The 22,971-nt window shown below is 68.4% G+C and carries 24 protein-coding genes; 7 read left to right on the forward strand and 17 right to left on the reverse strand.

The features are described from left to right. Positions 1–59: 59 nt before the first annotated feature. Positions 60–2,297 carry a polyribonucleotide nucleotidyltransferase gene (locus tag AB0J95_RS49020; protein WP_364773434.1) on the reverse strand — a complete coding sequence of 746 codons (2,238 nt, stop codon included), beginning with the start codon at positions 2,295–2,297 and terminating at the stop codon, positions 60–62. Between the two features lie 219 nt (positions 2,298–2,516). Beyond that, positions 2,517–2,786, reverse strand: coding sequence for a 30S ribosomal protein S15 (gene rpsO, locus AB0J95_RS49025; protein ID WP_033381097.1), 270 nt, complete (start codon positions 2,784–2,786; stop codon positions 2,517–2,519). A gap of 192 nt (positions 2,787–2,978) precedes the next feature. Between rpsO and AB0J95_RS49030 the strand changes: the two genes are divergently transcribed. Then, entirely contained in the window at positions 2,979–4,187 is a 1,209-nt protein-coding gene (locus AB0J95_RS49030) for a sensor domain-containing protein (RefSeq protein WP_364773435.1), read from the forward strand. Further along, entirely contained in the window at positions 4,184–4,825 is a 642-nt protein-coding gene (locus AB0J95_RS49035; RefSeq protein ID WP_364773437.1) for a response regulator transcription factor, read from the forward strand. Before AB0J95_RS49030 ends, AB0J95_RS49035 begins: the two co-directional genes overlap by 4 nt. A gap of 86 nt (positions 4,826–4,911) precedes the next feature. Here AB0J95_RS49035 and AB0J95_RS49040 read toward each other — a convergent pair whose 3' ends face one another. The 9 genes from AB0J95_RS49040 to AB0J95_RS49080 all read right to left on the reverse strand — a co-directional run bounded on the left by AB0J95_RS49040 (position 4,912) and on the right by AB0J95_RS49080 (position 13,105). Further along, complete coding sequence (locus AB0J95_RS49040) at positions 4,912–5,508, reverse strand: DUF4383 domain-containing protein (protein WP_364773438.1); 597 nt, start codon at positions 5,506–5,508, stop codon at positions 4,912–4,914. 65 nt (positions 5,509–5,573) lie between these two features. Continuing rightward, entirely contained in the window at positions 5,574–6,032 is a 459-nt protein-coding gene (locus AB0J95_RS49045; RefSeq protein WP_364773440.1) for a 2'-5' RNA ligase family protein, read from the reverse strand. After that, a complete protein-coding gene (locus AB0J95_RS49050) occupies positions 6,029–6,508 on the reverse strand; it encodes an XRE family transcriptional regulator (protein ID WP_364773442.1) in 480 nt (159 codons plus the stop codon). Before AB0J95_RS49050 ends, AB0J95_RS49045 begins: the two co-directional genes overlap by 4 nt. Before the next feature lie 86 nt (positions 6,509–6,594). Beyond that, positions 6,595–7,539, reverse strand: coding sequence for a bifunctional riboflavin kinase/FAD synthetase (locus AB0J95_RS49055; protein ID WP_364773443.1), 945 nt, complete (start codon positions 7,537–7,539; stop codon positions 6,595–6,597). Between the two features lie 467 nt (positions 7,540–8,006). Then, positions 8,007–8,903, reverse strand: a complete 897-nt coding sequence (gene truB, locus AB0J95_RS49060; protein ID WP_364773445.1) for a tRNA pseudouridine(55) synthase TruB — start codon at positions 8,901–8,903, stop codon at positions 8,007–8,009. Between the two features lie 22 nt (positions 8,904–8,925). Next, on the reverse strand, positions 8,926–9,744 hold the full coding sequence (locus AB0J95_RS49065) for a helix-turn-helix transcriptional regulator (RefSeq protein ID WP_364773447.1): 819 nt from the start codon (positions 9,742–9,744) through the stop codon (positions 8,926–8,928). Between the two features lie 59 nt (positions 9,745–9,803). After that, on the reverse strand, positions 9,804–10,421 hold the full coding sequence (locus AB0J95_RS49070) for a hypothetical protein (protein WP_364773448.1): 618 nt from the start codon (positions 10,419–10,421) through the stop codon (positions 9,804–9,806). Between the two features lie 63 nt (positions 10,422–10,484). Next, the gene (locus tag AB0J95_RS49075) at positions 10,485–11,744 is read right to left on the reverse strand and encodes an MFS transporter (protein WP_364773534.1); all 1,260 of its coding nucleotides are present in this window, start codon (positions 11,742–11,744) and stop codon (positions 10,485–10,487) included. Between the two features lie 68 nt (positions 11,745–11,812). Continuing rightward, positions 11,813–13,105 carry an MATE family efflux transporter gene (locus AB0J95_RS49080; RefSeq protein WP_364773450.1) on the reverse strand — a complete coding sequence of 431 codons (1,293 nt, stop codon included), beginning with the start codon at positions 13,103–13,105 and terminating at the stop codon, positions 11,813–11,815. A 67-nt stretch (positions 13,106–13,172) separates the two neighbouring features. Between AB0J95_RS49080 and AB0J95_RS49085 the strand changes: the two genes are divergently transcribed. Next, on the forward strand, positions 13,173–13,691 hold the full coding sequence (locus AB0J95_RS49085; protein ID WP_364773452.1) for a CGNR zinc finger domain-containing protein: 519 nt from the start codon (positions 13,173–13,175) through the stop codon (positions 13,689–13,691). Between the two features lie 9 nt (positions 13,692–13,700). Further along, positions 13,701–14,672, forward strand: a complete 972-nt coding sequence (locus AB0J95_RS49090) for a DHHA1 domain-containing protein (protein ID WP_364773454.1) — start codon at positions 13,701–13,703, stop codon at positions 14,670–14,672. Here AB0J95_RS49090 and AB0J95_RS49095 read toward each other — a convergent pair. Then, positions 14,669–15,379: an esterase gene (locus tag AB0J95_RS49095; protein ID WP_364773456.1), complete on the reverse strand. Its 711-nt coding sequence runs from the start codon at positions 15,377–15,379 to the stop codon at positions 14,669–14,671. The two genes, AB0J95_RS49090 and AB0J95_RS49095, sit on opposite strands and share 4 nt — an antisense overlap. Before the next feature lie 300 nt (positions 15,380–15,679). Here AB0J95_RS49095 and AB0J95_RS49100 point away from each other — a divergent pair, with 300 nt between their 5' ends. After that, on the forward strand, positions 15,680–16,408 hold the full coding sequence (locus tag AB0J95_RS49100) for an aminoglycoside phosphotransferase family protein (RefSeq protein WP_364773535.1): 729 nt from the start codon (positions 15,680–15,682) through the stop codon (positions 16,406–16,408). On the opposite strand, the gene AB0J95_RS49105 is transcribed toward AB0J95_RS49100, so the two are convergent. Next, positions 16,391–16,867 (reverse strand): Lrp/AsnC family transcriptional regulator, encoded by a 477-nt coding sequence (locus tag AB0J95_RS49105; RefSeq protein WP_364773458.1) that lies wholly within the window; start codon positions 16,865–16,867, stop codon positions 16,391–16,393. The two genes, AB0J95_RS49100 and AB0J95_RS49105, sit on opposite strands and share 18 nt — an antisense overlap. 62 nt (positions 16,868–16,929) lie before the next feature. Between AB0J95_RS49105 and AB0J95_RS49110 the strand changes: the two genes are divergently transcribed. Beyond that, a complete protein-coding gene (locus AB0J95_RS49110) occupies positions 16,930–17,898 on the forward strand; it encodes an aldo/keto reductase (protein WP_364773460.1) in 969 nt (322 codons plus the stop codon). Between the two features lie 416 nt (positions 17,899–18,314). On the opposite strand, the gene AB0J95_RS49115 is transcribed toward AB0J95_RS49110, so the two are convergent. Continuing rightward, entirely contained in the window at positions 18,315–18,644 is a 330-nt protein-coding gene (locus tag AB0J95_RS49115; RefSeq protein ID WP_364773461.1) for a helix-turn-helix domain-containing protein, read from the reverse strand. A gap of 74 nt (positions 18,645–18,718) precedes the next feature. On the opposite strand from AB0J95_RS49115, the gene AB0J95_RS49120 reads away from it, so the two are divergent. Further along, positions 18,719–19,510 carry an MBL fold metallo-hydrolase gene (locus tag AB0J95_RS49120; RefSeq protein ID WP_364773462.1) on the forward strand — a complete coding sequence of 264 codons (792 nt, stop codon included), beginning with the start codon at positions 18,719–18,721 and terminating at the stop codon, positions 19,508–19,510. Here the strand turns inward: AB0J95_RS49120 and AB0J95_RS49125 are convergent. From AB0J95_RS49125 to rbfA, 3 genes are all read right to left on the reverse strand, one after another. Further along, the gene (locus tag AB0J95_RS49125; protein WP_364773536.1) at positions 19,500–21,332 is read right to left on the reverse strand and encodes an ABC transporter ATP-binding protein; all 1,833 of its coding nucleotides are present in this window, start codon (positions 21,330–21,332) and stop codon (positions 19,500–19,502) included. The two genes, AB0J95_RS49120 and AB0J95_RS49125, sit on opposite strands and share 11 nt — an antisense overlap. A gap of 442 nt (positions 21,333–21,774) precedes the next feature. Further along, positions 21,775–21,957 (reverse strand): hypothetical protein, encoded by a 183-nt coding sequence (locus AB0J95_RS49130; protein ID WP_364773464.1) that lies wholly within the window; start codon positions 21,955–21,957, stop codon positions 21,775–21,777. 549 nt (positions 21,958–22,506) lie between these two features. Beyond that, positions 22,507–22,956, reverse strand: a complete 450-nt coding sequence (gene rbfA, locus AB0J95_RS49135; RefSeq protein ID WP_364773465.1) for a 30S ribosome-binding factor RbfA — start codon at positions 22,954–22,956, stop codon at positions 22,507–22,509. Positions 22,957–22,971 lie beyond the last annotated feature (15 nt).

The raw sequence follows: 22,971 nt of genomic DNA on the forward strand, positions 1-22,971 counted from the left end.
GGGCTTCTGAACGAAGGCCCGGCCGCCCGAGGCGGCCGGGCCGTTGCCGTTGCGGACCGTCACGTGGTCGCGGGCTCCTCTGCCGGGGTGGTGTCGGCGGGCTTCTCAGCCTCGTCTTCCTTGACCAGCACCAGGCTGATCTTGCCGCGGGCGTCGATGTCGGCGATCTCCACGCGGAGCTTGTCGCCGACCTTCACGACGTCCTCGACCTTGCCGATGCGCTTGCCGTTGCCCAGCTTGGAGATGTGCACCAGGCCGTCCTTGCCGGGCAGCAGCGAGACGAACGCGCCGAACGCGGCGGTCTTGACCACCGTGCCCAGGAACCGCTCGCCCACCTTCGGCAGCTGCGGGTTGGCGATGGCGTTGATCTTGGAGATCGCCGCCTCGGCCGACGGGCCGTCCGCCGCGCCGACGTAGATCGTGCCGTCGTCCTCGATGGAGATGTCGGCGCCGGTCTCCTCGGTGATCGAGTTGATCATCTTGCCCTTCGGGCCGATGACCTCGCCGATCTTGTCGACCGGGATCTTCACGCTGGTCACCCGCGGCGCGTACGGGCTCATCTCGTCCGGCTTGTCGATCGCCTCGGCGATGACCTCGAGGATCGTCACACGGGCGTCGTAGGCCTGCGACAGCGCCTGGGCCAGCACCTCGGACGGGATGCCGTCCAGCTTGGTGTCCAGCTGCAGCGCGGTCACGAAGTCCTTGGTGCCGGCGACCTTGAAGTCCATGTCGCCGAACGCGTCCTCGGCACCGAGGATGTCGGTCAGCGCCACGTACTGGGTCTTGCCGTCGACCTCGTCGGAGACCAGGCCCATGGCGATACCGGCGACCGGGGCCTTCAGCGGCACACCGGCGTTCAGCAGCGACAGGGTGGACGCGCACACCGAGCCCATCGAGGTGGACCCGTTGGAGCCCAGCGCCTCGGACACCTGGCGCAGCGCGTACGGGAACTCGTCCCGCTTGGGCAGCACCGGCACCAGCGCCCGCTCGGCCAGCGCGCCGTGGCCGATCTCGCGGCGCTTGGGCGAACCGACCCGGCCGGTCTCACCGGTCGAGTAGGGCGGGAAGTTGTAGTGGTGCAGGTAGCGCTTGGTGGTCTCCGGCGACAGCGAGTCGATCTGCTGCTCCATCCGGAGCATGTTCAGCGTGGTGACGCCCATGATCTGGGTCTCGCCGCGCTCGAACAGCGCCGAGCCGTGCGCCCGGGGCACCACGGCGACCTCGGCGGACAGCGACCGGATGTCGGTCAGGCCGCGGCCGTCGATGCGCACCTTGTCGCGCAGGATGCGCTGGCGGACCAGCTTCTTGTTCAGCGAGCGGAAGGCCGCGCCGATCTCCTTCTCGCGGTCCTCGAACTCCTCGCGGGCCCCGACGGTCTCCAGCACGCGGGCCTTGACCTCGTCGATCGCGGCCTCGCGGTCCTGCTTGCCGGCGATGGTCAGCGCCTGGGCCAGGTCGTTCGTGGCGATCTCGGCGACCGCGTCGTAGGCGTCCTGCTCGTAGGCCGGGAACAGCGGGAACTCGCCGGTGGCCTTGGCGGCCAGGTCGGCCAGCTCCTGCTGCGCGACGCACAGCGAGCGGATGAACGGCTTGGCGGCCTCCAGGCCCTCGGCCACGACCTGCTCGGTCGGCGCGGTGGCGCCGTCGCCGATGAGGTCGATGACCTTCTCGGTGGCCTCGGCCTCGACCATCATGATCGCCACGTCATCGCCGACGATGCGACCGGCGACGACCATGTCGAACACGGCCTTCTCAAGCTGCTCATGGGTCGGGAACGCGACCCACTGGCCCTCGATCAGGGCCACCCGCACGCCACCGACCGGGCCGGAGAACGGCAGGCCGGCCAGCTGGGTGGAGGCGGACGCGGCGTTGATCGCGACCACGTCGTACAGGTCCTGCGGGGCCAGGCTCATCACCGTGACGACGACCTGGATCTCGTTGCGCAGGCCGTCCACGAAGGACGGGCGCAGCGGCCGGTCGATCAGCCGGCAGGCCAGGATCGCGTCGGTGGACGGACGGCCCTCGCGGCGGAAGAACGCGCCGGGGATGCGGCCCACGGCGTACATGCGCTCCTCGACGTCCACCGTGAGCGGGAAGAAGTCGAAGTGCTCCTTCGGGTGCTTGGACGCGGTGGTCGCCGAGAGGAGCATGGTCTCCTCGTCGAGGTAGGCCACCACGCTGCCGGCGGCCTGCTTGGCCAGCCGGCCGGTCTCGAAGCGGACCGTGCGCTTGCCGAACCGGCCGTTGTCGACAACGGCGGTGGTCTCGTGGACCCCAGCTTCCTGGGTGTCGGTCATGTAGTTGTTTCTCCTCGTCTAACGGGTCGCGCGACGCCACGGGAACCCGCGGGAGACGAGGCCGGTCTTCGATCGAAGCCCCCGGGTGTCCTCTTGCAGACCCGGGAACCACTACCGAGGACCGGCACGATATTCGCCCGTACGCGGCGCGCTTGCCCTTACCTCTTTGTTGTCAATGTGCCGAGGGGGAGCGACCGGTGGCCACTCCCCCTCGTCAAGTCACCTGCGGAGACCGAGGCGCTGGATCAGCGAGCGGTACCGCTGGATGTCCACCTTCGCCACGTAGTTGAGCAACCGGCGGCGACGGCCCACCAGCAGCAGCAGGCCGCGGCGGGAGTGGTGGTCGTGCTTGTGCTGCTGAAGGTGCCGGGTCAGGTCGCTGATCCGCTTGGTCAGCAGGGCCACCTGGGCCTCGGGTGATCCCGTGTCCGAGTCGTGCAGGCCGTACTCGCCGAGGATCGTCTTCTTCTGGTCGGTGGTCAGCGCCACGCGTCTTTCTCCCTACATCTTCGCTGTACCGTGGGGACGCCCCGGTCACGGAGCGTTGGTCGGTGACAGCCGCCACGGACCGCAGCTGTACCCAACTACGAAGGGTATCAGGGCCCTTGCGCAGCCCACCAACCGAGCGCATGGGGGCCAGCCGGGTTCCCGGCGGCCCGCCGCTCGGGCAGGCTGGTCGGCATGTTCACCAGGCGCACCTGGGCGGAGACGCTGTACGTTCTCACCGGCCTGCCGTTGAGTGTACTGGGTCTAGTGCTCACGATGCTCCCGCTTTTGCTGGGCACCGTCCTGTCGATCACCTTCATCGGACTGCCGATCGCGGCCCTCGGCGTACTGGTCGCACGTGGTCTTGGCCACACCCACCGGTCACTGGCCGGGGCCCTGCTGGACCTCCAGGTCTCGCGGCCGGCGAAGCCCCGTCCGCGGCGCGGGATCATCCCGGCGGTGCTGCTGGACACGGCCAGCTGGCGTGCGGTGGCGTACGTCGTGGTGAAGGCGCCCCTGGGAGTGGCGACGTTCATCGCCTCGTTCGCGTTCTGGGTGTACGGGCTGCTGAACACGGCGTACACCCTGTTCTGGTGGGTGCTGTCCGAGGATCAGCGGATACTGCTGCCGTTCGGCGGGATCCGGCTGGACCACTGGCCGATCGTGCTGCTCAACGGACTGGTCGGCCTCCTTCTGCTCGCCGCGGCCCCTTGGGTGACCCGTGGAGCACTGATGCTCGACCGCTGGCTGATCCGGTCGCTGCTCTCGGCTTCGACGTTGTCGCAACGGATCCGCGATCTGGAAGAGACCCGGGCGCTCGCCGTGGACGACGCGGCGGCACGCCTGCGAAGGATCGAGCGAGACCTCCACGACGGAACCCAAGCACGGATGGTCGCGCTGGCCATGCATCTGGGGATGGCCAAGGACGAGCTGGACGGCGAGCCCAACCTGGAGATGACCCGTCGCCTGGTGGAGATGGCTCACCACAACGCCAAGGAAGCCCTGGTCGAGGTCCGCGACCTGGCCCGTGGGATCCACCCCGCCGCACTGGACAAGGGCCTCGACGCGGCCCTCGCAACCCTGGCGTCCCGCAGCCCCGTCCCCGTAGAACTCTCAGTCTCCCTTCCAGTTCGCCCACCCCAAGCCCTGGAAGCCATCGCCTACTTCTGCACGGCCGAACTGCTGACGAACATCGCCAAGCACTCCCAAGCCTCCGCAGCGAAGGTGTCGGTGTCGCCCGACCTGAAAATTACGGTGGTGGACGACGGAATCGGCGGCGCCGCAGTAACCCCGGGCGCGGGCCTCGCGGGCCTGCGCGAACGCGTGTCCACAGTAGACGGAACGTTGACGATGTCGAGCCCGCCCGGTGGCCCGACAACAGTCGTGATCGAATTCCCGGCATGAAGGTAGTGATCGCCGAGGACAGCGCGGTACTGCGAGACGGCCTGGAACTCCTCCTGACCACCCGTGGCCACACAGTCGCCGCGACCGTCAGCACCGGTGACTCCCTACAGTCAGCCGTCGCCACCCACACCCCCGACATCGCCGTCGTCGACGTCCGCATGCCCCCAACCTTCACGGACGAAGGCATCCGCGCAGCCCTGGACGTCCGCCGTGCACACCCCTCCGTAGGCCTTTTGGTGTTCTCCCAACACGTTGAGACCCGGTACGCCGCAGAGCTACTCGCAGGCGGAACCCAAGGCGTCGGCTACCTCCTGAAGGATCGTGTCGCGGATACCAAGGACTTCCTGGCCGCATGCGAACAGATCGCCAGCGGCGGAACAGTCCTGGACCCCGAAGTAGTAACCCAGATCCTCGGCGCAAGCCGCCGAGCCACAAACCTCGCCGCACTGACCACACGCGAACGAGAAGTCCTGGCCCTCATGGCCGAAGGCCGGACGAATACGGCGATCGCAAGAACCCTGTTCATCGGCGACGGCTCAGTGGAAAAGCACATCAGCAACATCTTCGCGAAACTCGGACTGCCGCCGTCCGAAAGCGATCACCGGCGCGTACTAGCAGTACTGCGCTATTTGTCGTAGGCACGACACACCCTAGAAGCCAAGACATGGCGCAGCCCCCGCGGGAGGGGGACCACGGGGGCTGCAGTTACCTGCGGGGAGGGGACCTAGTGGGCCTGGTGGCCCCGCAGACGGGCAAGCCGATGCAGCCCTCGAGGCCGCTCGGCCTTCTCAGTCTCAGCAGTGTCTGAATCGGAGGTGGAGTCAGAAGCCGCCACAGCGGGCTTCTGCACCTCAACGGGCTCGGTGACGGGTTCCACCACCGGCTCCTCCTCCACGATCCGGCGGCGCGCCGGCAGCACGGCCACGATCAGGCCCAGGACGCCGGTGCCCACGTGCAGCCAGTTGTCGGCGATGTTGAGGTTGAGCGGGTTGCCCAGCTCCGACACGGGGTTGGTCGACGTGAAGCCGACCAGCATCAGACCCCAGGCGACCAGCACGGCCGACCCGATGAGCACGATCCAGCCGTAGAGCCGCGAGGTGGCCGACGAGAACGAAAGCAGCAGACCGATCACGCCGGCGATCACGTACAGCAGGTTGTGCAGCGGGTTGGTCCCGAACGGGCCGAGCATCTCGCTGTTGCCGCTGAAGTCGGCGAAACCGTGGCGAACCAGGCCGATGGCACCGAACACCACGAATGCCAGCCCGACGAGTCCGGCCAGCACCTGGGTGGGTTGCACTCGAGCCCGAACTGCCTGAGCCATGACCTACTCCCTGGGGATGTGCGATTTGTCGCACCCAGGGTTCCCGTCCCGGCGGCGGGCAAACCTCAGTCCAACGGGAAGCGCTCGACCACCGTGTAGTCGTGCCGCTGCTCCGCACCCAGCAGGACGACCTCGTCGATCGTCCACTCCGGACCGGAGTAGTCCAGTTCGAGCGGCGCGCCCTTGCCGATGGTCAGGTGCGGGATGTAGGTGGGGTGTTTGTCGTCCCAACGCAAAGCGGCCGCCAGACCGGCGAGTGCGGAGTCCTTTGTGGACACTGTCATCAGCAGCGTGTCCCCGAAGTTCCCCGGCCGCCCCAAGGACACCCGCGGCCGGGCCAGCGCGGCCAGCCGCGACCCGACCCAGGAGATCCGCGGACCGGGCTCCTCGGTCCCGTAGTACCCCAACGTGATGTGCCAGGCCGCCCGCGGCGCCCAGTACGGCACATCGGGAACGTCCTTCAGGAAAGCCTCGAGATGGTCAGCGACCTCAACCGGCGGCACAGCGGCGGTGAACAGCCTCACGCGAGCATCCCCGCACGCCGCAGCAGCTCGGCGATCGCCGGGAACCGGCCGTCCAGCATCTTCGCCGCCTCGGTGAGCTCGTCGACCGTCGCGGTCCGCCGCAGCAACGCCAGCGCCGCACGGTCGGCCCGCCCCGGGTCCACCGGCAGCATGTCCCGGCTCACCGTCGGCTTGGAGTCGCGCACGTCCTCCAGGGCCTTCTGCAACGCCTCACGACGGCCCGAGGCGACCTCGGGGGTGAGCACCTTGCGCTCCAGCATGATCAACCGGGCCAGCACCGAGGGGTTGCCGATCTTGGCCCGCCGCCCGCTCATCACCTGGCTGAGCATGGGCGCGCTGATCCCGAGCACGTCGGCGAGATTGGCCTGAGACACGTCGAACGCCACCACGAGCCGCCGGACCCGGTCGCCGAGCGGCTCGCCGTACCACTGTCTCTGCAGCTCCAGGTTGCGCTGGACGATCTTCTGGTCCTCCACCTTCGCCCCTCTTCACCAGGTCGTGGTCTGCATCTTGCCAGGCCACGGCCATCCGGCGAGCCGAATTGACGGATCCCGGCGATTCGTCAGGCCAGGACCTCCCGCGCCCTGGCGACGTCGGCGTGCATCTGCTCCAGAAGACCCTCGACCGTGTCGAACCGTTCCATGTCCCGCAACCGGGCCACGAAGTCCAGGCCGACCCGCTGCCCGTAGAAGTCCTCGGCCACATCCAGCACGAACGCCTCCACCCGGCGCTCCCGCCCGGAGAACGTCGGGTTGGTGCCGACCGACACAGCCGCGTTCAGCGACCGCTGCCCATGGCTCCCCAATAGGGTGAACCGGCACGCGTAGACGCCGTCCGCGGGAATCGCCGTGTACCTCGGCGTCGACAGGTTCGCGGTGGGAAAGCCCAGCTCACGGCCCCGGCCATCGCCACGCACGACGATGCCCTCCAGCCGGTGCGGACGACCCAGCGCGGCCTCCGCGGCCACCACGTCACCAGCGTCCACACAAGCCCGGATATACGTCGATGAGAACGTGATCTCGCCGTTGGTCGCCGAAGTGAGTAACTTCGCGCCCTCCGCGACGAACCCGAACCGGTGCCCCAACTGGCTCAACAGCTCCACATCACCCTGAGCCCGGTGACCGAACCGGAAGTTCTCCCCCACCACCACGGCGGCGGCATGCAACCGGTCCACCAGGATCTCGTGCACGAACTCGTCAGCCGGCACCCGCGAAAGCTCCGGAGTGAACGGCAACACACAGAACACATCCACACCCAGCTCCTCGACCAACTCGGCCTTACGCCGCAAAGTGGTCAGCTGAGCCGGATGACTCCCCGGCCGGACAACCTCCGAAGGATGCGGGTCGAAAGTCACGACCACACTCGGCACCGACCGCTGCTGGGCCAGCTCAACCGCCCGGGCGATCAGCCCCTGATGCCCCCGGTGCACCCCATCGAACACGCCTATGGTGGCGACGCAACGTCCCCAGCCGCCCGGCAGATGCTCCAACCCGCGCCATCGCTGCACGGGGCTAGCTTATGTCCTCGCTCTGTGTTTGATGTCCTCGCTCCGTTATTGGTCCTCGCTCCGCTCGGACAGGGCTTGGTCGCCGGAAGCCGGTCATTTCCGCAGTCTTATTGGTCCTCGCTCCGCTCGGACAGGGCTTGGTCGCCGGAAGCCAGTCATTTCCGGCCCGCGCCACGCGGCCAGCGCCGCGGGAACCGGGCCGATCTGGCATCGGGGCGGCGCTGGGCGTGTCGCGGGCCGGAAATGACCGGCGCGACCAAGCCGTGTGTCCAATCACAGGCCAAAGCCCTCTCGCGCTGCCGCCAGCCAGCGGCTCCCTCGCGCTGCCGCCAACCGGCGGGTACCCCCGCGTTGCCACCAACCAGCAGGCCCCTCCCGCTGCCACTAACCAGCACGCACCCCCGCGCTGCCGCCAGCCAGCAGGCCCCTCCCGCTGGCGCCAACCGGCGGGCCGCCTCCTGCTGCCGTCAGCCGGCGGGGCTGAGGACTACGAGGGGTCTTGCTACCGGTCCCTCGTCGGTTGCGAGGGCCAGGACGTGGCCGTTGGGGTCGAAGACGCCGTAGGTGCCCTTCACGCCCGCGGCTGGGATCTTCTGGCCGTACTTCAGGGCGGTGGTCTGCTTTTCGTCGACGTCGTGGCGGGTGAAGGCGGTTGCCACGGAGGCGTCGAGGTCCAGGGAGAGGCCTGGGTCGGCTTCCAGCTGTTCCAGGGTTCGGGCCACTCGGAGGTCGAAGGGGCCTACTCGGGTCCGGCGCAGGGCTGCCAGGTGGCCTCCGACGCCCAGGGCTGCGCCCAGGTCGCGGGCGAGGGCTCGGACGTAGGTTCCCGAGGAGCAGTCCACCATCACGTCCAGCTCCACGGTCGTGGGTTCCCGGCGCATGTTCAGGACGTCGAAACGGTTGATCGTCACCGGGCGGGCCGGGATTTCCACCTGTTCGCCTTCGCGGACCCGGGCGTAGGCGCGTTTGCCGTCGATCTTCACCGCGCTCACCGAGCTGGGGACCTGCATGATGTCGCCGGTCAGGGCTTGGATGCCCTTGGTGATCGCGTCGTCCTTGACGCCGCTCGCGTCCACTTCGGACAGCACTTCGCCTTCGGCGTCGTCGGTGGTCGTCGCCGAGCCCAGTTTGATCGTGCCCAGGTAGACCTTGGTGTCCAGGGCGAGGTGGCCGAGCAGTTTGGTGGCTCTTTCGACACCCAGGACCAGCACTCCGGTCGCCATCGGGTCCAGCGTGCCGGCGTGGCCGACCTTGCGGGTGCCGAGGATCCGCCGCACCTTGGCGACGACGTCGTGGGAGGTCATACCCGGCGCCTTGTCGACCACGACAAGGCCCGGTGCTACTGGGGCACGCTTCGAGGACACGCCCGAAATCCTCACATATGGCTCACCCGATCAACCCCCGCAGGGCGGCCAGGGTGTCCTCCGGCGACAGAGCCAGCTCCGTCAGCCGCTCCAGCCGGGCCCGCACGGCCGCCGTCCGCTCCTCGTCCTGCGTTGAACTCAGGCCGAGGACACTGCCCGCGAACACGATGTCCGGCTCCTCCGGGTCGTCGAACTCCAGCAGGGCCACCGGCCCGTCCAGGCCGCTGTGCAGGCCCGCCCGCTGCTCGATGACCTGCACGGTGATGTTCGGCAGCTGCGCCCGCTGGTACAGCTCGATCCACTGCTCACGGTCGCCGCCCTGGTACAGCGCGGGTTCGTGCAGCAGGACGTGCAGGGTCAGCTGTTCCTCATCGCGGAACAACCGGTCCTGGCGGCGCAGCTGGACCTTCACGGCGCCGTCGGCCGCCGCCTCGTCGCCCGGGAACCCGCACTGTGCGGCCCGGCGCGCATATCCCTCGGTCTGCAGCAGCTCGGGCAGCCGGCCGAGGGCGAACTCGGTCATCCGCGACGCCTCCTGCTCCATGCAGATGTACGTGGTGTCCGGCACACCGAACTTGCGCCACCAGCCGCGCTGTTTCGCCCGTTCCCACAGCCGGAAGCAGGGGTCCCAGCCGGACTGTGGCAGGCCGTAGAGCTTCAGCATCGCGCGCAGCTCGTGGTAGCCGGGCAACTGGCCGTTCTCGATCCGGCTGAGCTTCTGCAGGCTCAGGTGCAGCTTCGCGCCGGCCTCCTCCTGGGTCAGCTCGCACTGTTCCCGCAGCCGGCGGATCGTGCGCACCAGCTGCCTGCCGTAGTAGTTCGGGATTCCGTTGTTTCCCATGTGCCGCTCCTCCTCGCTAGGCGGCACACTGTGACGGCCGGAATTCCGCTTCCCGATTCTCAGCCGACGCGTTTCCAGGCCCCGCACCGGTCGTTGGTGAACGAGCCGTCGCCGGGCCGGATCGTCACGCTGACCGAGTTCGCGTGCGGCACCGTGCTTTTCGCGATGACGCGGCCTTTCGGGTCGGTGCGTTCCCAGTAGCAGTTGTCGACCACGGACGTCGTCCGGTACGTGCCCGGCCGGACCTGGCCGCGTTCGGTGCCGATGTCGTAGGTCCCCGAACCGAACGGGATGTTGCCCTCGACGACCTCCCGGAGGGCCTCGGCCTGGTCCGGGCAGAGCAGCGGGATGCCGATCTGGAAGATCTTCAGCGCCTGCCGCTGGCCGTCGATCTGCAGGTCCAGGATCTCGGCCGCGGAACCGAAACTGCCCGGCATGCGCATGTTCTCGCAGGTGCTGCTGACCATTGTGGACGGACTGCCGACGAAACCGCTGGCGTGCAGGCCCGCCTGGCCCACCGCGGCGTCGACCTGCACCGAAGCCCGGTCACTGGTCGGATCCGGCGCGATGGCTGGGGCCGAGCTGAAGGTGGGCAGGGGTGGGTCGACGGGCATCTGGTAGTCCTCACCGCAAGCGGCAAGGCACAAGACACAAACGATTCCCGCGACGACCTTCATGGTGCCTGCCCCTCGCGTTACCGGCCATGCACACCCATGCTGTCCGCCGGCGCGCGGAACTCGTTACACGATCACCACCGGATCGGCGTCCCAGCGCCGCGGCCGGATCCGGACGGGAACTTCCTCACCACGTGCCTCGGCCGCGAAAACCTCGGCACGGGCCCGGCGCCACCACACCCCGGTCCGCCAGAAGCCGATCAGGATCAGCACGGCGGGCACCAGCAGGGCGATCCGGTACGAGCCGGTCCAGCCCAGCAGCAGGCCGATCCCCAACGCGGACAACGTTGTCGCGAAGAAGCCGCCGACGTTCACCACGCCGCTGGCGGTACCCACGCGGTGCAACGGGTTGTAGTCGCGGGCGATGGAGAACCCGATCGCGGACAGCGGCAGGCCGAGCGACAACAGTCCAAAAGCGACAGTGAGCAGCGCCACCGGCATGCCGTCCCACAGCAGCAACACCGTCCACACCGCCACCTGGAACACCAGGAACCCGGCGACCAGCAGCATCCGCACCTCGGGCCGCGGCCCGATCAGGGCGCCGATCATCGGCCCGCTCACAATGGTCACCAGCACCATCACGCCGAGCACCGAGCTGGCGACCTCGTGTGACAACCCGCGTCCCGCGACGAGATACGGGAACCCCCACAGCAAGGTCATCACCGCGGGCGCGGCCATGGTGCCGAAGTGCACCCAGAACCCCAGCCGGGTGGCCGGAACCCGCCACGCGGTGCGCACACTCCTTGCCACTTCACGAACATGAACACGCTCGGCGCGCGGAGCCGGGCCGGTGGGGGTGTCCTTGAGCCGCGACGCGACGAGCGCGTAGCACGCCGTGACCACGCCTGTGATCAAGAACGTCGGCACCCAGCCGATCTTGCCGAGCAGGAGCGTCAGCGGGACGGTCGCGACCAGGTTGCCCAGACCACCGAGCGCGGCCGTGATGGAGACCACGAGCGAGTAGCGGCGGGCCGGGAAGTGTGCGGATGCCAGGCGCAGCAGGCTGATGAACGTCATCGCGTCGCCGAACCCGAGCACCGCACGGGCCAGCAGGCCGAGCGGGTAGGAGGTGGCGACGGCGAACAGGACCTGGCCCAGGCCCATCAGCACGGCCGCCGCGGTGAGGATCTTGCGTGGGCCGAACCGGTCGACGAGCAACCCGGTAGGCACCTGCATCGCCGCGTAGACAAGGAGTTGCAGGACGGTGAAGGTGCCGAGCGCTGCCGGGCCGACCCCGAACCGGTTGGTCGCCTCGAGACTCGCCACACCCAGGGAGCCGCGATGGAAAACCGCCGCCATGTAGACGACCACTGCCATGCCCCACATCAACCACGCCTGTCTGGCGGCGCGCACACGCTCTCCCCTCGATGATCGTTTTATTTAGCAATCACATGCTAACGAATTGCCCCCACCACTGCCCACCTGCCGGAACGTGTCCGACTGAGGACAGCGACAAGTCTCACAATCAGGAATGCGTTGATCGCCACCCAGATCCCGGCCAGACCCCAGTCGAACACGTACGCCGCCCAGACCAACGGCAGGAACCCACCGAGCGCGGCGATCAGCGTGCAGTTGCGCATGAACGCGGCATCACCGGCGCCGAGCAGCACCCCGTCGAGCGCGAAAACCACGCCACCGACCGGAAGCAGCGCGATGAACAGCCACCAGGCGTGCGGAATCTCGTTCAGCACGGCGGAATCCTGGGTGAACGCCTTGGGCAGCAAGTTCGTGAGCGCGGCGAACACCGCGCCGAGCGCGATCCCGAACAGCAGGCCGTAGCCGGTGACCTGCCAGGCCATCGCCTTGGCCTTGTGGTCGTCCTCCGCGCCCAGCGCCTCGCCGACCAGGGCCTGCGCGGCGATCGCGATGGAGTCCATCACCAGCGCCAGGAACACCCACAGCTGCAGCAGAACCTGGTGTGCGCCAACGGCTGCGGTCGACGTGTGGGCAGCGACCGCGGTGGCCGAGATGTAGCAGGCCTGGAACGCCGCGCTGCGTACGACCAGGTCGCGGCCCAGGACCAGCTGGGCGCGCATCTTCTGGGGTTCGGGCCGGAGCGGGACCCGTTCGGCCATCAGGGCCCGGATGAACAGGGTCGCCGAGATCACCTGCGCTGTGACGTTCGCGATAGCCGACCCGGCGAGGCCCCATCCGGCGACGTGCACCAGGACCGGGCAGAGGATCGCGGAGATTCCGTTGCCCGCCAAGACATAACGCAGCGGGCGGACGGTGTCCTGGACGCCTCGCATCCATCCGTTGCCGGCCATCGTGACCAAGATCAAGGGGACGCCGAACAGCGCGATCCGCAGCCACCCCACCGCGGCGTCGGCCACGTCCTGGGAACCGGACAGGGCGTTCGCGACCGGCTGCGCCAGCAGTTGGCCAAGGAGGAGCAGGGCACCGCCGACGATCAACGCCAGCCAGGTCGCCTGGACGCCCTCCGCCACCGCGTCGGCGCGCCGGCCGGCTCCGTGCAGGCGCGCCGCTCGCGCGGTCGTGCCGTAGGACAGGAACGTCAACTGGGTGGAGACCTGCGCGAGGACGATCGCCCCGACCGACAGCCCGGCCAGCGGCAACGCGCCCAGGTGACCGACGACCGCCGTGTCCACGAGCAGGTACAGCGGTTCGGCCGCGAGCACGCCCAACGCGGGCACAGCCAACGACAGGATGCGTCTCAGCGGCGTCATCGGGTCCCCCATCGGTAAGGTGTCGGTATTGGTTTCGCCCCTGACACTCTAGATGTAAGGACCGCACATGGACAACGCCGATTACCTCGACGTGGCCATGCGGCTGGCCAACGCCACCCTCACCTCCGTTTCCGCACTTCAGGAGGCCATCCACGAGTCGCCGTGGTGGGCCTCCCGGGTGACCACCGACGACGTCGAGGCGCTCCGCCCGGTGTCCGAGGGGCTGCGCGTCGTGCTCGCCGCCGCCGTCGACGGGGACGCTGTCGCCGTCCGGACCGGGGTGAACGCCCTGCTGGAGGCCTACCCGCTGCGGCCGCGGCTGTCGGCGGGCCACTCCGCCACCCCGGACTGGCACATTCACGTCGCCGACCCGGACGCGCCCCCGGCCACCGAGGTCGCCGCCGCGGCCGCGTGGGGCATCGCGCAGGGCGTGGTCCGGCTCGGGATGTCCCGGTGGGGCCAGTGCCCCAGCTGCGGCAACTACTTCGTGGACACGTCCACCAACCGGGCCAAGCGGTACTGCTCCTCGCGTTGCGCGAACAGAGTTCACGTCGCCGCCCACCGATCCAGGCAGCGGACGCCCTAGGCTGATCACGTGAGTGATCTGGACGGCGCGATCGAGCTGCTGCGGGCGGCCACCGACGTGACCCTGCTGGCCCATGTCCACCCCGATGCCGACGCGCTTGGCAGCGCCCTGGCGCTGGGTCTCGCGCTGCATCGGAGTGGGGCGACCGTGCGGGTGTCGTTCGGTGAGCCGGAGTCGGTGCCGGAGACGTTGCGTCCCTTGGATTACGCGGGTCTGCTGGTTCCGGCGGCCGAGGTGCCGATGGACGCGCCGTTGCTGGTCTGCCTGGACACCGGCAGCGTGGAACGCCTTGGGCCGCTGGGTTCGCGGGTGGCGGGCACGGTGGCTGCGGGCGGTTCGGTGCTTGTTGTGGATCACCACGCTTCCAACACGTTCTACGGCACTCACCACGTTGTCGACGAGCATGCCGTTGCCACCGCTGCTCTCGTTGCGCAGATTCTGGACGCTATGGATGTGGCTCTGGACGAGCCTTTGGCGCGCTGCATCTACGCGGGTTTGGTGACGGACACGGGTTCGTTCCGGCGCGCCACACCGGAAACGCATCTGCTGGCGGCGCGTTTGCTGGCGGCTGGGGTGGATCCGGACGAGACCGCGCGGAAGTTGATGGAGGCGCATCCATTCGCTTGGCTAGGCATGCTTTCAGGTGTGCTGGGGCGGGCTCAGCTGGCGCCGTCAGCCGCGGGTGGGCGCGGATTGGTCTACACGTACGTGACTCAGCAGGACGCGCGGGACGTGCGGCCCGAGGAGATCGAGTCCGTTGTGGACATCGTGCGGACCGCGCACGAGGCCGAGGTTGCCGCCGTGTTCAAGGAGGTCGGCCCCGCACGGTGGTCGGTTTCGCTGCGTTCGGTTGCGGACGTTGATGTTCAGGAGGTCGCGGTGTCGCTGGGCGGCGGCGGGCATCGTCGTGCGGCGGGATACACCGCCGAGGGACCGATCGAGCCGATCATCTCACGACTGCTGGAGGCACTGTCCTCTTAGGACTTCAAGGCGGCGCCGATGAACGCGACGACCTCCGGCAGCACGCGTTGCCAGTAGGCGTTGTCGTGGGCGCCGTGGGTGATCGCGGCGTGGGTGGGGTGGACCTCGTCGATCAGCGCCCGGGCCGCGTCGACAAGCGGGTCTTCGCGGCCACACCACACACCCAGCGTTTTGCCTTGCAGCGCTTGGGTGTGGCGGAGGGGTTCGTTGCCGGCCCATTGCGCCTCGGTGTGGAAGGCGTTGCGTTTCGCGGCGTCCGGCCAGGACCGGAAGATCGCCGGGCTGATCGCCGCGACGGCCTTGAGCGGCAGGTCCCTGGCCAGCCGCAGGCAGCCGAACGCGCCCATCGAGATGCCGAACGCCGCGTCGAACGGCCCGAGCTCGGTGCGCAGCATGGCTTGCGGGTCATCGTCATCGGACGCGATCCAGTAGCTGTCCGCGCCGCCATCGACCGAGATCACCGCAAACGGCGGTACCCCCGCACGGACCGCGGCGGTGAGGAACTGCGGCACGCCGAGGTTCGCCATCCAGGCCGCGTCACCACCACGACCATGCAGCGCAACACACTTCGGCAGCTCTTCCGCCGTGTACCCATCCGGCGCCATAGTGAGCACGGTGACCTGACGCCCCCGCGCCTTGGACATCACCTGGGTCCTGACGACTTGTCCGGCCGGCACATCCGGAATCGTCCCAGCCGGCCCAGTCATCCCCAACACCCTGCGAACCTCAGCCCCACCCGGCAGAACATCACTGACCACACCGACCCCCACCACCCCAACAACCCCAAGCCCAACCGCCCCACTAATAACCACCCGCCGCGAAACCCCCATACCGCACCCTACCGCCACCCAGCCGAACAAATCGGTGGTTCGGGGAAGTGGTTGGTTCTAGGTTGTGGGGATGATGGATGGTGGGTGGGCGGCTGGTGTTGAGATTGCACGGTTGGGGGGCGGGGAGCTTGGAAGGTGTTCTTGGTGCGGCGGGCGGGTGAACAGGCGGCGGTGGTTGTGAAGGTTTATTCGGATTGGGCGGAGTGGCGGCAGCGCAAGGAACAGTATGTGTGTGGGTTGCTGGGTGGGCTTCCAGTTCCGGAGGTGCTGGAGGTGTTGCCTGGCGGGGTGTCTGTGCTGAGTTTGCTGGATGGGGTGCCGCTGTCGTCGGTGGAATCTGTTGATGAGTACGAGGTTTATCGGCAGATGGGCGCGCTGCTGGCGCGGATTCATGCTGTTGCGCAGCCCGCGTTCGGGTATGTGGTGACGGAGGTTCTTGAGCCGGAGGCGACGAACCTCGCGTATATGTCACGGCAGTTCGCCGCGAAGCTCGCGGATTTTCTTCGGTACGGCGGTGATCCCGGGTTGCACGCTCTCATGGAGGGTTATGTCGAGCGGCATCGGGATCTGTTCGCTGCTTGTTCGCAGGCTGTGTTGTGCCACAACGACTTTCATGAGGGCAACATTCTGGTGACCGATGGCCGGGTTACGGGTGTGGTCGACATGGAGAACGCGGTCGCGGGCGACCCGGTGCTCGACCTCGCCAAGGTGGACTACTACGCCGTGCGGGGTTCCGCGGCCAAGTTCGCCGGGCTTTTGGCGGGGTATGGGGAGTTCGCTAGGGATCGGCTGGCGATCTACAAGCTGTACCACGCTTTGGAGCTGTGGGACTGGTTCGCGTCGATCGGGCGGACGGCGCCGTTGCCGGGGATCGCCGCGGACATCCGGTCATTCGTTGACGGGTAGCGGGCGCGGCGGGACCGGGGTGGACACCACGATCGAGCTGGTTGTCTGTCCAAAGAGGAGGAAGCGGTCCAGGACCTCCTCCAGCGCGGCGATGGACGGCGCGTGCACCTTGAGGTGGAAACAGTCGTCGCCGGTGATCCGGTGGCACTCGACCACCTGCGGCGTGTCCTTCGCGGCCTGGGCGACCTTGGGCAGCTGACCGGGTCCCGGTCTCACCCGCACCAACGCGGTGACCGGCATGCCGAGCGCGGCCGGGTCGACGTCCATCCGGAATCCGGCGATGATGCCCGCGCTCTCCATCCGTTGCACGCGTTCGGTCACGGCCGGAGCGGACATCCCGACGCGGCGCGCGAGCTCGGACATGGACATCCTGGGGTCACCGTGCAGCTCGTTCAGCAGACGGGCGTTGATGGCGTCTATGGAGGTGTCATCAGCTGTCGACCTTGAATTCACAGGCACGTGACACCTCTCACCTTCAGATTGCCCTGTATTTCGCTGGCGTGGTTCGAGAGGATACCCGCATGAAGTACGTTCGACTGGGATCGACAGGACTGAAGGTGTCGCGGGTCTGCCTGGGGATGATGAGCTACGGCTCGCCGGACCACCGCGCCTGGCACCTGACCGAGGAACAGGCGGAACCCATCGTCCGCCACGCGGTGACAGCTGGGGTGACCTTCTTCGACACCGCCGACATGTACTCGACCGGGGTGAGCGAGCAGATCACCGGCCGGCTGCTGCGCAAGATGTTCCCGCAGCGCTCGGACTACGTGCTGGCCACCAAGGTGTACTTCCCGATGGGCAGCGGCCCGAACGACCAGGGCCTGTCCCGCAAGCACATCATGACGTCGATCGATGACTCGCTGCGCCGGCTGGGCACGGATCACGTTGACCTGTACCAAATCCACCGCTTCGACTACGAAACCCCGTTGGAAGAGACGATGTCCGCGCTGCACGACATCGTCAAAGCGGGCAAGGCCCGGTACATCGGGGCGTCGAGCATGTACGCGTGGCAGTTCGCCAAGGCGCAGCAGATCGCCGCGGCCAACGGCTGGACCGCATTCTCCTCGATGCAGAACCACTACAACCTGATCTACCGCGAGGAAGAGCGGGAGATGATCCCGCTGTGCACGGACCAGGGCGTGGGCGTCATCCCGTGGAGCCCGCTCGCGCGGGGCAACCTGGCCCGGACCGAGGCGACCACCCGCACGACCTCCGACCCGGTCCTGGACATCTACGCGCCGCACGCGGAGGACGACGCCAAGGTCATCGACGAACTCCGGGCTGTGGCCGCCGAACGGGAACTACCCCCGGCGCAGGTCGCCCTGGCCTGGCTCTACACCAAACCGGCCGTCACGGCACCGATCGTCGGCGCGACCAAACTCCGGCACATCGAGGACGCCCTGGCGGCCGTCGATGTGTCCCTGACCCCGGAAGAAGTGACCCGCCTGGAAGCCCCCTACCGGCCGCACCCCATCCTCGGCCACGACTAAGTCCTGTCCGATGGATCTCGGTCGATGAGAGCGCCCCGGCCGGGGGCCGAAATGAGGCTCCAGCGAGGTGGTTCCTGGCCGCCTCGGCTATCGCGATCCATTGACACGCCCTAACCCCACGCCCGCTGGGATGGCTGCCCGCATTGCGGCCATCCCAGGGGCACGCATCTCGATGGACGCGCTGAGGTAGCTGCCCACACCACGGCCACCCCAAGGACAGCCACCTCGGCGAACGCGCCGGGGGCGCTGCCCACACCACGGCCACCCCAAGGACAGCCCCTCCGCGGACGCGCCGGGATGGCTGCCCGATCGCGACCATCCCACGGGCAGCCATCTCGGCGAACGCGCTGGGGTGGCTGCCGTCACCACGCCATCCCAGCGGGCAGGCATCTCGGCGGACGGGGCGGGTTGCTGAGTTATGGGGTGTTGTGGGCAGCCCACTCGCAGATCGCGGTGAGGGGTTCCTGGAGGGTCTTGCCGAGGTCGGTGAGGGTGTACTCGATGTGTTTGGGGGCGGTGTCCTTGAGGATCTGGCGTTCGACGAGACCGTCGGCCTCCATGCCGCGCAGGGTCTCGGTGAGGACCTTCTGGGTGATGCCGGGCAGGCGGCGGCGGAGGTCGGTGTTGCGCTGCGGCCCGGCGAGCAGGGCGTAGATCAGCAGGACCCGCCACTTGGTGGCGAGCCGTTCGAGGGCCTGTCTGGTGGCGCAGGTCTCCTCGAACACGTCCGGAATGACCAGCGCCATCGTCGTCTCCTGTCGGTAAGGGCACTTCGAAGTGCCTTCTGGCCGCCGCGCCCGCGCCTGCCTAGTTTGCCCTCATGACAGATTTCAGGGTGCACACCTACACCGCGGCCGAGCCGGGCATCTTCGTCAACGGCTACGTGCTGGAGACGGCGGAAGGGCTGATCCTGGTGGACAGCAGCCTGCTGGTGTCCGACGCCCGCGCGTTGGCAGCCCGGATCACCGCGCTGCGCAAGCCTTTGCTCGCCGCGTTCGTGACCCATCCGCATCCCGACCACTACAACGGCCTGCCGTACGTGGCGGGCGAGGATGTCCCGGTCTACGCGACCGCCGCTGTCGCCAAGACGATCGCCGAAACCGCTGTGGCCAAACGGGAACAGTGGGGACCGACGTACGGCGACGAGTGGCCCGACCAGTACCGCGTGCCGTCACACGTCCTGGCCGACGGCGACACGGTCTCGGTCGGCGGGCTGGACATCGCGGTGCACGATGTCGGCCCGGCGGAGAGCCACGCTGACTCGTATTTCGTTGTGGGGGACCGTCAGGCGGCGTTCGTCGGCGACCTCGCTTTCGATGGCGTTCACTCGTACATGTCGGACGGGCATTCCGGGCCGTGGCTGGCGGCGCTGGACCGGCTGACCGAGTCTCTGGACGGCGTCGCGCTCTACCCGGGGCATGGCGCGCCCGGCGACGTCACGCTGTTCACCCGGCAACGCCAGTACCTGTTGATGTACCGGGAAGCCGTGCGGCGCCTCGGTTCGGACCAGGCGGCGCTCACCGAGCTGATGTCCCGGTACCTCCCCGGCGCCCCGCTCGGCTGGCTCGTCGGTCTCGGCGCGGACGCCGTGACCGCTGAGCTCACCGCGTGACCCGGTCGAACTGCGTGTTGTACAGCTCGGCGTACCGCCCGTCGGCGGCCAGCAGTTCCTCATGGGTCCCGCGTTCGACGATCTGACCCGCTTCCACCACCAGGATCTGGTCCGCCGCGCGCACGGTCGACAGGCGGTGCGCGATCACCAGCGCCGTGCGCCCGGCGAGGGCCTCCACCAGAGCCTCCTGCACCGCGGCCTCCGACGAGGAGTCCAGGTGCGCGGTCGCCTCGTCCAAAATCACCACGCGGGGCTTGGCTAACAGCAGGCGGGCGATCGTCAGGCGTTGGCGTTCGCCACCGGACAGCCGGTACCCCCGTTCTCCCACAACGGTTTCCAGCTGATCGGGCAGGGACCGGACCAGGTCGGCCAGCCGCGCCCGTTCCAGGCTGTCCCAGAGTTCGTCGTCCGCGGCCGTGGGGTCGGCCAGCCGGAGGTTGTCCCCGATGGACTCGTGGAACAGGTGACCGTCCTGCGTCACCAGGCCCATCGCGTCCCGGATGGAGTCGAACGACAGGTCACGAACGTCCACTCCGGACAGCCGGACGGTGCCGGAGTCCGGGTCGTACAGCCGGGGCGCGAGCGAGGCGATCGTCGACTTGCCCGCGCCCGACGAGCCGACCAGGGCGATCAGCTGGCCGGGTTCGGCGCGGAAGGTGATGCCGTGCAGCACCTCCTCGCCGCCCCGGCTGTCCAGCACCGCCACATCCTCAAGGGAGGCAATGGAAACCTTGTCCGCCGCCGGATAGCTGAACCGCACATCGTCGAACTCCACCGACACCGGGCCGTCCGGAACCCGTTGCGCGTCCGGCTTCTCGGTCAGCAACGGCTGGAGGTCGAGCACCTCGAAGACCCGCTCGAAGCTCACCAGCGCGGTCATCACGTCGGCACGCGCGTTGGCCAGGCTGGTCAGCGGGCCGTACAGCCGGGTCAGCAGCAACGCCAGCGTGACGACCGTGCCCGCGTCGAGCTCTCCTTCCAGGGAAAGGTATCCGCCGAGCCCGTACACCAAAGCCAGGGCCAGCGCGGACACCAGCGCGAGCGCGGTCATGAACACCCACTGGTTCACCGCCGTGCGCACCCCGATGTCCCGGACTCGCTTGGCGCGCCGGTAGAACTCGTCCGACTCGTCCCGCGGCCGGCCGAACAGCTTGATCAGCGTGGCGCCCGGCGCGGAGAACCGCTCGGTCATCTGGGTCGTCATCGCCGCGTTGTGGCCCGCCGCCTCCCGCTCCATGCCCGCCAGCCGGCCGCCCATCCGGCGCGCGGGCAGGTAGAACAGCGGCAGCATGATCAACGCCAGTAACGTGATCTGCCAGGACAACGCGAGCATCACGACCAGCGTGAGCACCAGCGAGATGATGTTGCTGACCACCACCGACAACGTCATCGAGAAGGCGCGCTGGGCCGCGATGACGTCGTTGTTCAACCGGCTGACCAGCGCGCCGGTGCGGGTGCGCATGAAGAACGCGACCGGCATCCGTTGCACATGGTCGAAAACCGACTGCCGCAGCCGCAGGATCAGCTCCTCGCCCAGCCGCGCGGACTGCCACCGCTCGACCAGGCCGACCCCCGCGTCCAGCACGGCGATCACCGCGATGACAACCGCCAGCCCCACAACGACATCCGTGCCCACCCGGTTCACGATGCCGTCGACCACCCGCCCGGCCAGCACCGGCGAGGCCACCGCCAGCACCGCGGACACCGCGCTGAGCAACAGCAGTACCCCTACCGACCGCCACAACGGCCGCGCGAACGTGACGATCCGCCGGACGGTCTCCCGCCCCACGGTCCGCCCCTTCTCCTGCATGGCGGACTCCATCGCCATGTACGTGTTGAAGTTGATCTCCACACCAACCCCCAGTTCGATTCCGGCAGCAGCACCATAACGGCGTCGACCGACAAAACCCTTCTGTATAAACCTCACTTGAGGTCAAGCCAGGGCGGTGACCAGCGCGGGGTAGCCCGAACGGCTGAATGTTTTCGGCGGCGCCGGGACGAAGCCGCCACCACCAGCGACATAGCAGCAGGGACGGTGACCCATGAGCCGCAGACTCGCACTGCTCGTCGCCACCTACGAGTACGAGGACTCGGGGTTGCGGCAACTGAACCTGGCCTGCGCACGACGCGGAGGCACTGGCAGCGGTCCTGGCCGACCCGCAGATCGCCGAGTTCGTAGGTCACCACGTTGATCAACGAGCCGCACGACAGGTCTACCAGGGCAGGCGGCGCGACGACCTGGTGCTGCAGTACACGCACTGGAACTATTCAACGGCCGCGGCAGGACCGTGCTCACCGCCTCGGATACCACCCAGTACTCGTTCGAGGGCGACCAGGCGCGCGGCGAGGTGGCCTTCACCCGCTACCTGGTCGCCGGGCTGCGTGACGGCGGCGCCGACCAGGACGGCGACGGGGATATCACCCTCGACGAGCTGCACAGCGATCACGAGTCCACTTGCGACAGACCGGCTCGGGGCCTGGAAGGACTCGCGCACCTGTACCGGGTGGGCAACGAGACCGTGCGCAACCACGCCACCGAAGAGATCCGACGCCTGGCGCAGGACGACAGCAGAATCGTGTCCACGGCCGCCGCGAACCTCCTGTCGAAGAACCCGCGACCTCAGACAGACGCAGTGCAGCCGTCACGCCACGCAGTACACATGCCGCCTTCGCAGCCAGACGAAGCACAACCGCCACGTCCCGCGGTACAACTCCCGCCTCCGCAGGCGGGGATCCGCCCCGCGCCGAAGAACTTCCAAGCCCCACCACCGGTACAGACGCCTGGCCTCCGCCACAGACCAGCTGCCGGCCGCCCCAGCAGTCCTTCTCGCGCGTCGAATGCTGAGCGGGTCTTCGGGGTCCTGCGCCCTACGACGCGATGTTCGGCACCCTGGTCGGCGGCGCGGCGGTGGTTTTCGGCGCGGTGATGCTGATCAGGCGCGCCAACGCGAAAACCCGGCGGCCCTGGGGGGCGCCGGGTTTCGGGGTGGAGATGGTCAGTCTTCGGGGTCGGGTTCGCGGGGGGCGCGGTAGGGGTCGGCCTCGCCGGCGGGTTTGGCGCTGGTGGCGATGCGGGCGACCTCCTCGTCCTGCTCCTTGGCCTTGGCCAGCAGGTCGTTGATGTGCTGCGCCTCCTCCGGGACGGTGTCCGCGACGAACGTCAGGGTGGGCGTGAAGCGGACGCCGGTGCCCTGGCCGACCAGGGAGCGCAGCACGCCCTTGGCGCTGGCCAGCGCGGCGGCCGCGCCCTTGGTGTCCGGTTCGGTGTTCAGCTTCTCGCCGAAGACCGTGTAGTACACGGTGGCGTCCTGGAGGTCACCGGTGAGCTTGACGTCGGTGATGGTCACCAGGGTCAGCCGCGGGTCCTTGACCTCGTGTTCCAGTGCGGACGCGACGATCTGCTTGATCCGCTTCGCAAGCTTGCGGGCGCGGGCCGGGTCGGCCACGGCGCTCCCCTCCTT

It is taken from the genome of Actinocrispum sp. NPDC049592, assembly GCF_040675465.1.
Classification (GTDB): domain Bacteria; phylum Actinomycetota; class Actinomycetes; order Mycobacteriales; family Pseudonocardiaceae; genus Kibdelosporangium.